The following is a 14114-nucleotide window of genomic DNA, read 5'->3' on the forward strand; positions in this document are numbered from 1 at the left end:
GTTGTCAGCAAACACCGCATATAAACTGTTAAAACGTCACACAAAGACATAAAAAAAGGCACATCAGTCGATGCGCCCTTGTACTTTGCCACATTCCCGTAGCGGGAAAGGGATCAGTTTACCGCGTCTTTCAGTGCTTTACCTGCACGGAATGCCGGAACTTTAGCAGCAGCGATAGTGATCTCTTTACCGGTCTGAGGGTTGCGGCCAGTACGGGCAGCACGCTCTTTGACAGCAAAGGTACCAAAACCTACCAGTGCAACGTCATCCCCAGCTTGCAGAGATTCAGTAACAGAAGCAATTAAAGCATCTAACGCACGTCCAGCTGCAGCTTTGGAGATATCCGCGCCAGCAGCAATTTTGTCAATCAGTTGAGATTTGTTCACTGTTCTCTTCCTCTCTTTATTATTTATATCGCACCGGAATCCTTCGCGGCGCGATTGCGGAGCAGTTATATCAGGACTACCATGCCCTTACAACACCCGTTGTCGACGACACACCTGCCAGCCGTCTAAATTAGCGAGACAAAAAAAGGCTGGCAAGTGTGTTTACGCTTGCCAGCCTAGTTTTTATTAACGCTCTTTGCGCGAAGTCACTATTTTGCGCTTACAACCTGAATTCCAGACGGTTCATTTTGCAGCGCCAGAGCCAGAACTTCCTCGATGCGTTTCACTGGATGGATCTCAAGATCGGCCAGAACGTTGTCGGGAATCTCTTCCAGATCGCGTTTGTTTTCATCCGGAATCAGAACAGTCTTAATGCCGCCACGGTGTGCCGCGAGCAGTTTTTCCTTCAGACCACCGATTGGCAGAACCAGACCACGCAGGGTAATTTCACCCGTCATTGCCACGTCTGCACGAACCGGGTTACCGGTCAGGCATGAAACCAGCGCAGTACACATTGCGATACCGGCACTTGGACCGTCTTTCGGCGTTGCCCCTTCCGGTACGTGAACGTGGATGTCGCGTTTTTCGTAGAAGTCCGGGTTAATACCCAGTTTTTCCGCACGCGCACGCACCACGGTCAGCGCAGCCTGAATGGATTCCTGCATGACTTCACCCAGAGAGCCGGTATAGGTCAGCTTACCTTTACCCGGTACGCAGGCGGTTTCGATGGTCAGCAGATCGCCACCCACTTCCGTCCACGCAAGGCCGGTTACCTGACCTACGCGGTTTTCTTCATCCGCACGACCGTAGTCGAAGCGCTGAATGCCGAGATAGTCGTGCAGGTTGTCACCGTTAATATCAATGTGCTTGAGCTCTTTATCCAGCAGCAGCTGTTTAACCGCTTTACGGCACAGTTTCGAGATTTCACGTTCCAAGCTACGTACACCCGCTTCACGGGTGTAATAACGGATGATGCCGACAATCGCACTATCGTCTACCGTCAGCTCACCTTTTTTCAGGGCATTACGTTCAATCTGCTTTGGCAGCAGGTGACGTTTGGCGATATTCAGTTTTTCGTCTTCGGTGTAACCAGACAGACGAATCACTTCCATACGGTCCAGCAATGGTGCCGGAATGTTCATGGAGTTAGATGTCGCAACAAACATCACGTCGCTGAGATCGTAATCCACTTCCAGATAGTGATCGCTGAACGCCACGTTCTGTTCTGGATCAAGAACTTCCAGCAGAGCAGAGGCCGGATCACCACGCATGTCCGAAGACATTTTGTCGATCTCATCGAGCAGGAACAGCGGGTTTTTAACGCCCACTTTCGCCATTTTCTGGATCAGTTTGCCCGGCATAGAGCCGATGTACGTGCGACGGTGACCACGGATTTCCGCTTCATCACGCACGCCGCCCAACGCCATACGGACATATTTGCGTCCGGTAGCCTGCGCGATGGACTGCCCCAGAGAGGTTTTACCCACACCAGGAGGCCCTACCAGGCACAGAATTGGCCCTTTGAGCTTGTTCACACGGCTTTGGACCGCGAGATACTCAAGGATGCGGTCTTTGACGCGTTCGAGGCCGTAGTGGTCGGTATCGAGGATTTCTTGCGCTTGGCGAAGGTCTTTTTTGACCTTGCTGCGCGTATTCCACGGCACCTGCACCATCCAGTCGATATAACCACGAACCACGGTCGCTTCCGCTGACATCGGTGACATCATTTTCAGCTTCTGCAGTTCGGCTTCGGTTTTCTCTTTTGCCTCTTTCGGCATTTTCGCCGCGTCGATTTTACGCTTCAACGCTTCGTTTTCGTCCGGCACTTCGTCCATCTCGCCGAGTTCTTTCTGAATCGCTTTCATTTGCTCGTTCAGATAGTACTCACGCTGAGATTTCTCCATCTGCTTTTTGACACGGTTGCGAATGCGCTTCTCAACCTGCAGCAGATCGATTTCAGATTCCATCATCGCCATCAGATATTCCAGGCGCTCGTTGATGTCAGACATCTCGAGAACGGACTGTTTATCTGCCAGCTTCAGCGGCATGTGCGCGGCGATGGTGTCCGCCAGGCGTGCAGGATCGTCAATGCTGTTAAGCGACGTCAGCACTTCTGGTGGGATTTTTTTGTTCAGCTTGATATAGCCTTCAAACTGACCGATTGCCGTGCGCACCAGGACTTCCTGCTCGCGCTCTTCAATCGCCGGCGACTCCAAGTACTCCGCTTTCGCCGAGAAGTGCTCACCGTTATCGGAAAGCGTGGAGATGCGCGCACGCTGTAAACCTTCAACCAGTACTTTTACCGTACCGTCTGGCAGTTTCAGCATTTGTAAAATAGAGGCCACGGTCCCGACGGTGAAAAGATCGTTTACACCCGGCTCATCCGTTGATGCGTCTTTCTGCGCGACCAGCATGATTTTTTTATCATGATCCATGGCCGCTTCCAGACAACGAATAGATTTTTCCCGCCCTACGAATAAGGGAATGACCATGTGCGGATAAACCACCACATCGCGCAGCGGCAATACGGGGATTTCAATGCGTTCAGAACGCTCAGGATTCATAGAGCTCTCTCTTAGTTTAGTGTCCGCCAGGTAAGCTGGTCATGCGACTGTGCTTCACACAACCATTAACATGTAACCAGTATATGGGGATGTATTCCACACATTCAACGCTATGAATCAGGAAAAATAAAAGGGGAGATAAAATCCCCCCTTTTTAATTAACCGATTGTATGAACTGGTGAATTATTCGCCAGATGCCTGTTGCGCTTCCGGCTTGCCGTAAATCAGCAGCGGTTCGCTTTGACCGGCAATGACCGACTCATCGATAACCACTTTTTCGACGTCTTCCATTGAAGGCAGATCGTACATGGTTTCGAGCAGCGCTGCTTCAACGATAGAACGCAGGCCACGAGCACCGGTTTTACGGCTCATCGCTTTCTTAGCGATAGCATCCAACGCTTCATCACGGAATTCCAGATCAACGCCTTCCAAGTTAAACAGCGCCTGATACTGCTTGGTCAGGGCGTTTTTCGGCTCTTTGAGGATCTGAATCAACGCTTCTTCACTAAGCTCTGTCAGCGTAGCAACAACCGGCAGACGGCCAATGAACTCAGGGATCAGACCAAATTTGATCAGATCTTCTGGTTCTACCTGCATCAGTAACTCACCTTCGCTGGCTTTATCCGTTTTGGATTTAACCGTCGCAGCAAAGCCAATACCCGAACCGGTTTCAACGCGGTTGCCGATTACTTTATCCAGACCAGCAAATGCGCCGCCACAGATAAAGAGGATCTTCGAAGTATCAACCTGCAGGAATTCCTGCTGTGGATGTTTACGTCCACCCTGAGGCGGAACGGCAGCCACGGTGCCTTCAATCAGCTTCAGCAGAGCCTGCTGTACGCCTTCACCGGATACGTCACGCGTGATTGACGGGTTGTCAGATTTACGCGAGATTTTGTCGATTTCATCGATGTAAACAATACCGCGCTGTGCTTTCTGTACGTCGTAGTCGCACTTCTGCAGCAGTTTCTGAATAATGTTTTCAACGTCTTCACCCACATAACCAGCTTCGGTCAGCGTGGTGGCATCCGCCATGGTGAACGGAACGTCCAGCAGGCGAGCCAGCGTTTCTGCCAGCAGGGTTTTACCGGAACCGGTTGGGCCGATCAGCAGAATGTTACTTTTGCCAAGCTCGACGCCGTTGCTGGTGTCGCCGTTACGCAGACGTTTGTAGTGGTTGTAAACCGCAACCGCCAGCACTTTTTTCGCCTGTTCCTGACCGATAACATAATCATCAAGATGGTGACGAATTTCGTGTGGCGTTGGCAGCGCGCTGCGTTCACGATGCGGCGCTACCTCTTTAATCTCTTCGCGAATGATGTCGTTACATAAGTCGACACATTCGTCGCAGATATACACGGATGGGCCGGCGATGAGCTTACGCACTTCGTGCTGGCTTTTGCCGCAAAAAGAGCAGTACAACAGTTTGCCCGATCCATCTTTGCGTTTATCTGTCATGAGTCAAAACCTCTTTTTAAGTTCTTTGTGCCGCTGATGACGACGCAAATGCCATTCTTAAGCGCGAACATAATGCCGCTTCTAGAGTATATACCCTGCTGCGGCACGTGCCGTTATGACATTAGTTACGCTGACTCAGGATAGAGTCAACCAAACCATACTCAACCGCTTCAGAGGCAGACAGGAAACGATCACGCTCGGTGTCGGTTTCAATCTGTTCCAGAGACTTGCCGGTATGGTGCGCCATAAGCTCATTCATGCGCCCTTTCACTTTCAAGATTTCACGCGCGTGGATTTCGATATCCGTCGCCTGACCTTGATAGCCTCCCAGGGGCTGGTGAATCATCACGCGGGAGTTCGGCAAGCAGAAGCGCTTGCCTTTTGCGCCTGCGGTCAGCAGGAACGCGCCCATTGAGCACGCTTGTCCCATACAAATAGTACTAACATTCGGCTTAATGAACTGCATGGTGTCATAAATAGACATCCCTGCAGTAATCACGCCGCCTGGCGAGTTAATGTACAGGTAAATATCTTTTTCCGGGTTTTCTGCTTCCAGAAACAGCATTTGCGCCACAATCAGGTTCGCCATGTGGTCTTCCACTTGGCCGGTCAGAAAGATAACGCGCTCTTTCAGCAGACGGGAGTAGATATCAAAAGAACGTTCGCCACGTGAGGTCTGCTCAATGACCATCGGCACCAGGGCCATGTGGGGTGCTAAGTTATCTCGTTCGCCACTGTATGACATTTCCGTCTCCTGGATAAAAAATAATATAGCCACAGCATTCTGATTATAGAGATGTGGCGAGTGATTCGTTCCCCCAGTAATGGGTACGATCTTACCCTATTTCAAGCATAACAATATTTTGTTGTAACGCTAACACTGAAAAGGGCTTTTATCACGCAGGCTACAGTTATCGCTGTGATAAAAAAAAACCCGTCACCAGAAGGCAACGGGTTTTCTCAAAACCGTGGACCGGAAAGCGAAATTACGCCTGCTGGTTCATCAGTTCGTTGAAGGAAGTTGCTTTTTCAGTCACTTTCGCTTTTTCCAGAACCGCTTCAACAGCCTGTTCTTCCAGAGCGACACTGCGCATGTTTTCCATCAGCTCTTTGTTTTTGCTGTAGAATTCAATAACTTCTTTCGGATCTTCGTAGGCAGAAGCCATTTCTTCGATCAGGGTAGCAACGCGTGCTTCGTCAGCTTTCAGCTCGTGGGTACGAATCACTTCGCCCAGCAGCAGGCCAACAACAACGCGGCGTTTAGCCTGCTCTTCGAACAGCTCGCGTGGCAGTTCCATCGCTTGCTGCTGGTTGCCACCGAAACGCTGTGCAGCCTGACGGCGCAATACGTCGATTTCGCTGTCAATCAGGGCAGCAGGAACGTCGATTTCGTTAGCCTGAACCAGACCTTCGATTGCCTGAGTTTTAACACGGTTACGTACCGCGCCTTTCAGTTCGCGATCCATGTTTTTACGTACTTCAGCACGCAGACCTTCTACGGAGCCATCTTCCACGCCGAAACGTTTGATGAATTCAGCAGTCAGTTCAGGCAGTTCACGCTCTTCAACTTTTTTCAGGTTGATAACGAATTTAGCCGCTTTACCTTTCAGGTTTTCAGCATGGTATTCTTCTGGGAAGGTCACGTCGATAGTGAATTCTTCGCCTGCTTTGTGACCTTTGATACCGTCTTCAAAGCCTGGGATCATACGACCCTGACCCATTGCCAGTACGAAATCAGTCGCTTTGCCGCCTTCGAATTCTTCGCCGTCTACGGAGCCAGAGAAGTCAACGGTAACACGGTCTTCAGCGTCAACAGCGCCGTCTTTGTCTTTCCAAGTTGCCTGCTGCTTACGCAGGGTGTCCAGCATGCCGTCAACGTCGGCTTCGGTCACTTCAACAACTGGTTTTTCAACTTCGATAGCGTCCAGACCTTTCAATTCAACTTCTGGGTACACTTCGAATTCTACTGCGTAGGTGAAGTCTTCACCCTGCTTGTATTCGCCCGGAACGTAGTTCGGCGCGCCAGCTGGATTGATCTTCTCTTTGATGATCGCATCAACGAAGTTGCGGCTCATCAGGTCGCCCAGCACGTCCTGACGCACGGAAGCGCCATAACGCTGAGCAACAACATTCATCGGTACTTTACCTTTACGGAAACCGTCAATGCGTACTTTTTTCGCGACGTTGACCAGCTCGCTTTTTACAGCGGTCTCGATGCTGTCAGCAGCGATAGTAATCGTTACACGGCGGCCAAGGCCCTGAGTGGTTTCAACTGAAACTTGCATCTTGTTACCTCAAAAAAATCACAGTGCTCGGTCAACTCTGAATCATGCGTTGCAGTACTGGGACGTTATCTTTAAATCAGAAACACAATCCCTGTAGCCAGAATCATCCCGAAGACATTCCGAAAAATAAGACGCAGCATTATAGCGGCATCACTTTTATGAGTCGAGAACGGTTATCACGCGTTGCTGCGGCATTTTTCACAATTCCCGGCTAATTTTGGTCTGAATACTGTTTTTATCGCTCAAAATTCAGACAAAACAAAACGGCCCGCAGGCCGTTTTCTCATAATCTGTACGCAACATACTGGAAAAGTTCCACGTTGCAAATGCCTTTTCTACGCGATGGTCCCCGCGCCGCGGCATGGCGGCGAGGTAATGACGGTATCTTGCAAACCTTCCCACTCTTTTCGCGTGTAAGTGTGCAGCGCTAGGGCATGTACGGTAGACGCAAACTCCTCTGTGAGGGTGCCGTAGATCATCCGGTGACGGTTTAGGAAACGCTCCCCTGTAAATTTGTCGCTCACCAGCACAACCTTAAAGTGGCTCTCTGAGCCTGCCGGAACGTTGTGGCGGTAGCTTTCATCTACGACTTCCAGAAAAACGGGGTCAAACGCTGCCCTTAATTTATCTTCGATTTGTTCACGCATCATCATGATATTACTCCTCCGACAACGTTAAGATGCCGCCTATCCCTTTAAATGTTAGCCGCTTTTACTGACTCCATTACACAAAGGCAACAAAAAATTAGCGTTCGCGCCATTTTATTTGTCAAGTAGATGAAGTTAACGTCTTTTACAATCCGTTTTCATCTGAATTACCCCTGCTCTTTGTAAGCATGGTGAGAAAAACATCAACACGATGAAATTACATGCATTGCCTACTTCCCCTCGCCGTTGGCAATGTTATGATGGCGGGGATTTTCAGTAAACAATGCGTTTTGAGACCCCTAACATGTTAAAAAAAATCCTCTTCCCTTTGGTTGCACTGTTTATGTTGTCAGGATGCGTAACGCCCCCGACCACCGTTGACGTGTCGCCTAAAATTGCTCTGCCACAGCAGGATCCAAGCCTGATGGGCGTCACCGTCAGCATTAACGGCGCCGACCAGCGTCAGGATCAAGCACTGGCAAAAGTGACCCGCAATAATCAGCTGGTTACCCTTACCGCTTCCCGTGACCTGCGCTTCCTGATGCAAGAAGTGTTGGAAAAACAGATGGCTGCACGTGGTTACATGATTGGCCCTAACGGTGCGGCTAATCTGCAGATTATCGTAAGCCAACTGTACGCGGACGTTTCCCAAGGTAACGTCCGTTACAACATCTCTACCAAAGCGGACATCGCCATCATTGCGACCGCCGCCAACGGTAACAAGATGACCAAAAACTACCGTTCGAACTATTCCGTTGAAGGCGCTTTCCAAGCTTCCAACAAGAATATCTCCGACACCGTTGATAGCGTCTTGGGTGATACCATTGCCGATATGGCACAAGACACCACTATCCACGACTTTATCAAGCAGAACGCTCGCTAAATCTCGTCTCAGACCCGGCTTCGGCCGGGTCTGAACGTTAATGTCTATGTCTAGTCACTATCTGCGAATTTTTCAGCAACCAAAATCAGCCATTCTGCTGATTCTTGGTTTTGCCTCTGGTTTACCGCTTGCCCTCACCTCTGGGACGCTGCAGGCGTGGATGACCGTTGAAAACATCGATCTCAAAACTATCGGTTTCTTCTCGCTTGTCGGCCAGGCCTACGTCTTTAAGTTTCTGTGGTCACCGGTTATGGACCGCTACACGCCGCCGTTTTTAGGGCGACGTCGCGGCTGGCTGCTGACAACCCAATGTTTATTGCTGATTGCCATTGCGGCGATGGGCTTTCTCGAACCGACCTCGCAGTTGCGCTGGATGGCGGCGCTGGCGGTGGTTATCGCCTTCTGCTCGGCTTCGCAGGATATCGTGTTTGATGCTTGGAAAACCGACGTTCTGCCGACCGAAGAGCGCGGCGCTGGCGCGGCGATCAGCGTGCTGGGCTATCGCTTGGGGATGCTGGTTTCCGGCGGTTTAGCGCTGTGGCTGGCTGATAAATGGCTCGGCTGGCAGGGCATGTATTGGCTGATGGCCGCGCTGCTGGTGCCGTGTATTATCGCCACCCTGCTGGCGCCGGAACCGAGCGAAGTTATCCCGGTGCCAAAAAGCCTCGAACAGGCGGTAGTGGCCCCACTGAAAGATTTCTTCGGTCGCAATAACGCGTGGCTGATCCTGCTGCTGATTGTGATGTATAAGCTTGGCGACGCGTTCGCCATGAGCCTGACCACCACCTTTTTGATTCGCGGCGTCGGTTTTGACGCGGGCCAGGTCGGGATGGTCAATAAAACTCTCGGCCTTTTCGCCACCATTCTCGGTGCGCTGTATGGTGGCGTGCTGATGCAACGCCTGACGCTGTTCCGCGCGCTGCTGATCTTCGGCATTTTACAGGGCGTATCAAACGCTGGTTACTGGATGCTGTCGGTCACCGATAAACATATTTATTCGATGGCGACGGCGGTTTTCTTCGAAAACCTTTGCGGTGGTATGGGTACGGCGGCGTTTGTCGCACTGCTGATGACCTTGTGCAACAAGTCATTCTCCGCCACCCAGTTTGCCCTGTTGTCGGCGCTTTCTGCCGTCGGCCGTGTGTACGTTGGGCCTATTGCCGGCTGGTTTGTTGAAGCTCATGGCTGGCCAACGTTCTATCTGTTCTCGGTCGTGGCGGCGGTTCCCGGTATTTTGCTGCTTTTGGTCTGTCGTCGAACACTGGAATATACCCAGCAAACCGAGCAATTCATGCCGCGTAGCACTTACAGCGGCGGCTATCGCTTTGCGCTGCGGTTACTGCTGGCGGGCGTCGTGCTGTTGGGGATCTGGCTGCTGATGCTCATCGGTTCCGCACTCGATTTCGTTGCGCTAAGCTGGTCCGGACTCGTACTGGAAGCAGGCGTTTTGGTAGCCTTTGCAGGGATCGTGTTTGGCTGTTTACTGGATTATCTGGCACTGCGTAAGACCCAGTTCCATTGATTACGTAAAAAGCACGACGAATACGCTGTAATCACGATACGTAATAATAACTCGCGTTGCGTATATTAAAAAAAATATTTGTGCTTTTGTGCGCTTTAGAATTCTGGAAATTATTGGAACGCTTAGGCTATGCTTTATTTCATTAACCGATTCAGCACAATGGCAATTAATTTTTCGTTTTTAAATTGTCTATTATTTGATGATTAATTGTTAATTATTTGTATATTTTTGACAATGGTTATACCAATTGCCCTCCTAACCCCTTCGCCACACGCCCTTTCGTTATAACGCCCGCCATTCGGGCTTTTAGCCTGAAAAATAGACATATTTGGCAACATCTGTGACAGGCACGGCAGAACCCGGTAACACATAACTGACAGAGCACCAATGATGTTTACAGTAATGTAACCTTCCCGTAAAATGACCCCACACTTTAAACGCCACCAACACCCCGTGGAATTGAGGTCGTTACATGAGACTCAGGAAATACAATAAAAACTTGGGATGGTTGTCATTAATCGCCGGCACTGTATTACTCAGCGGCTGCGATTCTGCGCTACTTGACCCCAAAGGACAGATTGGACTGGAGCAGCGTTCGCTGATACTGACGGCTTTTGGCCTGATGATGATCGTCGTGATTCCCGCCGTCTTAATGGCAGTCGGTTTTGCCTGGAAGTACCGTGCAAGCAATAAAGATGCAAAGTATAGCCCTAACTGGTCGCACTCCAACAAAGTTGAAGCTGTGGTCTGGACAGTGCCAATTCTTATCATCGTGTTCCTCGCCGTACTCACCTGGAAAACTACCCACTCTTTAGAACCGAGCAAACCGCTGGTTCATGACGAGAAACCTATCGTTATCGAAGTGGTTTCGATGGACTGGAAATGGTTCTTCATTTATCCGGAACAGGGCATTGCTACCGTTAACGAAATCGCCTTCCCGGCGAACGTTCCGGTGCAGTTCAAAGTGACCTCGAACTCCGTGATGAACTCCTTCTTCATCCCACGTCTGGGCAGCCAGATTTACGCAATGGCCGGTATGCAGACCAACCTGCATCTGATCGCGAATGAAGCGGGTACCTACGACGGCATCTCTGCAAGCTACAGCGGCCCAGGCTTCTCAGGTATGAAGTTCAAAGCTATTGCTACGCCGGACAGAGCTGCATTCGACAGTTGGGTCGCTAAAGCGAAACAATCTCAGAACACCATGGATGACATGGCGACATTTGAGAAAGTGGCTGCACCAAGCGAATACAACAAGGTGGAGTACTTCTCCAGCGTGAAACCTGATTTGTTCAAAGAAGTGACGAGCAAATTCATGGATCACGGCAAGAGCATGAACATGGCTAAACCGGAAGGCGAACACGCATCGCACGAAGGAATGGAAGGCATGGACATGAGCCACGCGGAATCCGCTCACTAAGGGGCCGAGGAAGAATACGATGTTCGGAAAATTGACACTGGATGCAGTGCCGTACCATGAACCTATTGTCATGGTTACGGTAGCTGCCATTATCATCGGTGGTGCGGCGTTACTCGCCTTGATCACTTACTTCGGTAAGTGGTCCTACCTATGGAATGAGTGGCTGACCTCGGTTGACCACAAACGTCTTGGCATCATGTATGTCATCGTTGCTATCGTCATGCTGCTGCGTGGCTTTGCCGATGCCGTCATGATGCGTAGCCAGCAGGTGCTGGCCTCCGCCGGGGAAGCAGGTTTCCTGCCACCTCATCACTACGACCAGATCTTTACCGCCCACGGCGTTATCATGATCTTCTTCGTGGCGATGCCGTTCGTTATCGGTCTGATGAACCTCGTGGTTCCGTTGCAGATCGGTGCGCGCGACGTGGCATTCCCATTCCTGAACAACCTGAGCTTCTGGTTCACCGTTGTGGGCGTGATTCTGGTCAACCTGTCGCTGGGCGTTGGTGAGTTCGCGCAGACCGGTTGGCTGGCCTATCCGCCGCTGTCGGGAATTGAGTACAGCCCGGGCGTAGGCGTCGATTACTGGATTTGGGCATTGCAGCTCTCCGGTATCGGTACGACCTTGACCGGTATTAACTTCTTCGTGACCATCATCAAGATGCGTGCACCAGGTATGACGATGTTCAAGATGCCGGTATTTACCTGGGCATCTCTGTGCGCCAACATCCTGATTATCGCCTCCTTCCCAATTCTGACTGTTACCGTCGCGCTGCTGACCCTGGATCGCTATCTGGGCACCCATTTCTTTACCAACGATATGGGCGGCAACATGATGATGTACATCAACCTGATTTGGGCCTGGGGTCACCCGGAAGTGTACATTCTGGTACTGCCTGTCTTCGGCGTGTTCTCCGAAGTGGCGGCAACCTTCTCGCGTAAACGCCTGTTTGGCTACACCTCGCTGGTGTGGGCAACCGTGTGTATTACCATCCTGTCGTTCATCGTTTGGCTGCACCACTTCTTCACCATGGGTGCAGGCGCGAACGTAAACGCCTTCTTCGGTATTACCACGATGATTATCGCCATCCCTACCGGGGTGAAGATCTTCAACTGGCTGTTCACCATGTACCAAGGCCGCATCGTCTTTAACTCCGCGATGCTGTGGACCATCGGCTTTATCGTGACCTTCTCGGTCGGCGGTATGACCGGCGTTCTGCTGGCAGTTCCAGGTGCTGACTTCGTGCTGCACAACAGCCTGTTCCTGATTGCACACTTCCATAACGTCATCATCGGCGGCGTGGTATTCGGTTGCTTCGCAGGTCTGACCTACTGGTGGCCGAAAGCCTTTGGCTTCACCCTGAACGAAACTTGGGGCAAACGCGCATTCTGGCTGTGGATCATCGGCTTCTTCGTAGCATTTATGCCACTGTACGTGCTGGGCTTCATGGGTATGACCCGTCGTCTGAGCCAGCAGATTGACCCGCAGTTCCACCCAATGCTGGTTGTTGCAGCATGCGGTGCGGCGCTGATTGCCTGCGGTATTCTGTGCCAGCTGATTCAGTTCTACGTGTCTATCCGCGACCGCGAGCAAAACCGCGATCTGACCGGTGACCCGTGGGGTGGCCGTACGCTGGAGTGGGCAACCTCTTCCCCACCTCCGTTCTATAACTTTGCCATTGTGCCGCAGATTCACGAACGCGATGCATTCTGGGAAATGAAAGAAAAAGGCGAAGCGTACAAACAGCCAGCGCAGTATGAAGAAATTCATATGCCGAAAAACAGCGGCGCGGGCATCGTGATTGCCGCCTTCGCAACCATCTTTGGTTTTGCCATGATCTGGCATATCTGGTGGCTGGCGATTGCAAGCTTTGCAGGCATCGTGATTACCTGGATTATCAAAAGCTTTGACGAGGACGTGGATTACTACGTGCCGGTGGCGGAAGTCGAAAAACTGGAAAATCAGCATTTCGATGAGATTTCTAAGGCAGGGCTGAAAAATGGCAACTGATACTCTGGCGCATAACGCCCACGCGCATGAACATGGGCATCACGATACAGGGCCGATGAAGATCTTCGGCTTCTGGATCTACCTGATGAGCGACTGCATTATCTTCGCCACGCTGTTCGCCACCTATGCTGTTCTGGTGAACGGCACGGCGGGCGGCCCAACCGGCAAAGATATTTTCGAACTGCCGTTCGTTATGGTTGAAACCGCACTGCTGCTGTTCAGCTCCATCACCTATGGCATGGCGGCTATCGCCATGTACAAAAACAACAAGAACCAGGTTGTTTCCTGGCTGGCGCTGACCTTCCTCTTCGGGGCAGGGTTCATCGCGATGGAAATCTATGAATTCCATCACCTGATTGTTGAAGGTATGGGCCCTGATCGCAGCGGCTTCCTGTCAGCGTTCTTCGCACTGGTGGGTACCCACGGTCTGCACGTGACTTCCGGTCTTATCTGGATGGCAGTGCTGATGGTGCAGGTATCCCGTCGCGGCCTGACCAGCACTAACCGTACTCGTATCCTGTGCCTGAGCCTATTCTGGCACTTCCTGGACGTGGTATGGATTTGTGTGTTCTCCGTTGTTTACCTGATGGGGGCAATGTAATGAGTCATTCTAACGATCACAGCGGCGCATCCCACGGCAGCGTGAAGTCCTACATGACAGGATTTATCCTGTCTATCATCCTGACGGTCATTCCGTTCTGGATGGTGATGTCCGGCAGCGCGTCGCATGCGGTAATTCTGGGGACTATCTTGGTCACAGCTGTGGTGCAGATTCTGGTACACCTTGTGTACTTCCTGCATATGAACAGTAAGTCTGACGAAGGCTGGAACCTGACCGCGTTTGTCTTTACCGTGATAATCATTGCCATCGTCGTAGTCGGTTCTATCTGGATTATGTGGAACCTGAACTACAACATGATGGTTCACTAAGAGCGGCG

General features: G+C 51.2%; 12 protein-coding genes. 6 read left to right on the forward strand and 6 right to left on the reverse strand.

The window, feature by feature from the left end:
- Positions 1–113: 113 nt before the first annotated feature.
- The 6 genes from hupB to bolA all read right to left on the reverse strand — a co-directional run bounded on the left by hupB (position 114) and on the right by bolA (position 7346).
- The gene (gene hupB / locus AB4K05_RS05625) at positions 114–386 is read right to left on the reverse strand and encodes a nucleoid-associated protein HU-beta (protein ID WP_035895161.1); all 273 of its coding nucleotides are present in this window, start codon (positions 384–386) and stop codon (positions 114–116) included.
- Positions 387–595: 209 nt separating this feature from the next.
- Positions 596–2950, reverse strand: a complete 2355-nt coding sequence (lon, locus tag AB4K05_RS05630) for an endopeptidase La (protein ID WP_368479005.1) — start codon at positions 2948–2950, stop codon at positions 596–598.
- 183 nt (positions 2951–3133) lie between these two features.
- Complete coding sequence (gene clpX / locus AB4K05_RS05635; protein WP_368479006.1) at positions 3134–4408, reverse strand: ATP-dependent protease ATP-binding subunit ClpX; 1275 nt, start codon at positions 4406–4408, stop codon at positions 3134–3136.
- 121 nt (positions 4409–4529) lie between these two features.
- Positions 4530–5153, reverse strand: coding sequence for an ATP-dependent Clp endopeptidase proteolytic subunit ClpP (gene clpP, locus AB4K05_RS05640; protein WP_368479007.1), 624 nt, complete (start codon positions 5151–5153; stop codon positions 4530–4532).
- A 241-nt stretch (positions 5154–5394) separates the two neighbouring features.
- Positions 5395–6693, reverse strand: a complete 1299-nt coding sequence (gene tig, locus AB4K05_RS05645) for a trigger factor (RefSeq protein ID WP_368479008.1) — start codon at positions 6691–6693, stop codon at positions 5395–5397.
- 335 nt (positions 6694–7028) lie between these two features.
- Complete coding sequence (bolA, locus tag AB4K05_RS05650; RefSeq protein ID WP_368479009.1) at positions 7029–7346, reverse strand: transcriptional regulator BolA; 318 nt, start codon at positions 7344–7346, stop codon at positions 7029–7031.
- Between the two features lie 298 nt (positions 7347–7644).
- Between bolA and AB4K05_RS05655 the strand changes: the two genes are divergently transcribed.
- The 6 genes from AB4K05_RS05655 to AB4K05_RS05680 all read left to right on the forward strand — a co-directional run bounded on the left by AB4K05_RS05655 (position 7645) and on the right by AB4K05_RS05680 (position 14106).
- Positions 7645–8223, forward strand: a complete 579-nt coding sequence (locus tag AB4K05_RS05655) for a lipoprotein (protein ID WP_368479010.1) — start codon at positions 7645–7647, stop codon at positions 8221–8223.
- 46 nt (positions 8224–8269) lie between these two features.
- Positions 8270–9745, forward strand: coding sequence for a muropeptide MFS transporter AmpG (ampG, locus tag AB4K05_RS05660; protein WP_368479172.1), 1476 nt, complete (start codon positions 8270–8272; stop codon positions 9743–9745).
- A 472-nt stretch (positions 9746–10217) separates the two neighbouring features.
- A complete protein-coding gene (gene cyoA, locus AB4K05_RS05665; RefSeq protein WP_368479011.1) occupies positions 10218–11165 on the forward strand; it encodes a cytochrome o ubiquinol oxidase subunit II in 948 nt (315 codons plus the stop codon).
- Between the two features lie 19 nt (positions 11166–11184).
- Entirely contained in the window at positions 11185–13176 is a 1992-nt protein-coding gene (gene cyoB / locus AB4K05_RS05670) for a cytochrome o ubiquinol oxidase subunit I (RefSeq protein ID WP_368479012.1), read from the forward strand.
- Complete coding sequence (locus AB4K05_RS05675) at positions 13166–13777, forward strand: cytochrome o ubiquinol oxidase subunit III (protein ID WP_368479013.1); 612 nt, start codon at positions 13166–13168, stop codon at positions 13775–13777. Before cyoB ends, AB4K05_RS05675 begins: the two co-directional genes overlap by 11 nt.
- Positions 13777–14106, forward strand: coding sequence for a cytochrome o ubiquinol oxidase subunit IV (locus AB4K05_RS05680; protein WP_368479014.1), 330 nt, complete (start codon positions 13777–13779; stop codon positions 14104–14106). Before AB4K05_RS05675 ends, AB4K05_RS05680 begins: the two co-directional genes overlap by 1 nt.
- Positions 14107–14114: the final 8 nt, after the last annotated feature.

The sequence above is a fragment of the Kluyvera sp. STS39-E genome (assembly GCF_040932435.1).
Lineage (GTDB): Bacteria > Pseudomonadota > Gammaproteobacteria > Enterobacterales > Enterobacteriaceae > Kluyvera.

Bases quoted from the DNA above. Each gene is read 5' to 3' on its own strand.
- lon (WP_368479005.1), bottom strand. From the start codon at position 2,950: ATGAATCCTGAGCGTTCTGAACGCATTGAAATCCCCGTATTGCCGCTG.
- clpX (WP_368479006.1), bottom strand. From the start codon at position 4,408: ATGACAGATAAACGCAAAGATGGATCGGGCAAACTGTTGTACTGCTCT.
- clpP (WP_368479007.1), bottom strand. From the start codon at position 5,153: ATGTCATACAGTGGCGAACGAGATAACTTAGCACCCCACATGGCCCTG.
- tig (WP_368479008.1), bottom strand. From the start codon at position 6,693: ATGCAAGTTTCAGTTGAAACCACTCAGGGCCTTGGCCGCCGTGTAACG.
- bolA (WP_368479009.1), bottom strand. From the start codon at position 7,346: ATGATGATGCGTGAACAAATCGAAGATAAATTAAGGGCAGCGTTTGAC.
- AB4K05_RS05655 (WP_368479010.1), top strand. From the start codon at position 7,645: ATGTTAAAAAAAATCCTCTTCCCTTTGGTTGCACTGTTTATGTTGTCA.
- ampG (WP_368479172.1), top strand. From the start codon at position 8,270: ATGTCTAGTCACTATCTGCGAATTTTTCAGCAACCAAAATCAGCCATT.
- cyoA (WP_368479011.1), top strand. From the start codon at position 10,218: ATGAGACTCAGGAAATACAATAAAAACTTGGGATGGTTGTCATTAATC.
- cyoB (WP_368479012.1), top strand. From the start codon at position 11,185: ATGTTCGGAAAATTGACACTGGATGCAGTGCCGTACCATGAACCTATT.
- AB4K05_RS05675 (WP_368479013.1), top strand. From the start codon at position 13,166: ATGGCAACTGATACTCTGGCGCATAACGCCCACGCGCATGAACATGGG.
- AB4K05_RS05680 (WP_368479014.1), top strand. From the start codon at position 13,777: ATGAGTCATTCTAACGATCACAGCGGCGCATCCCACGGCAGCGTGAAG.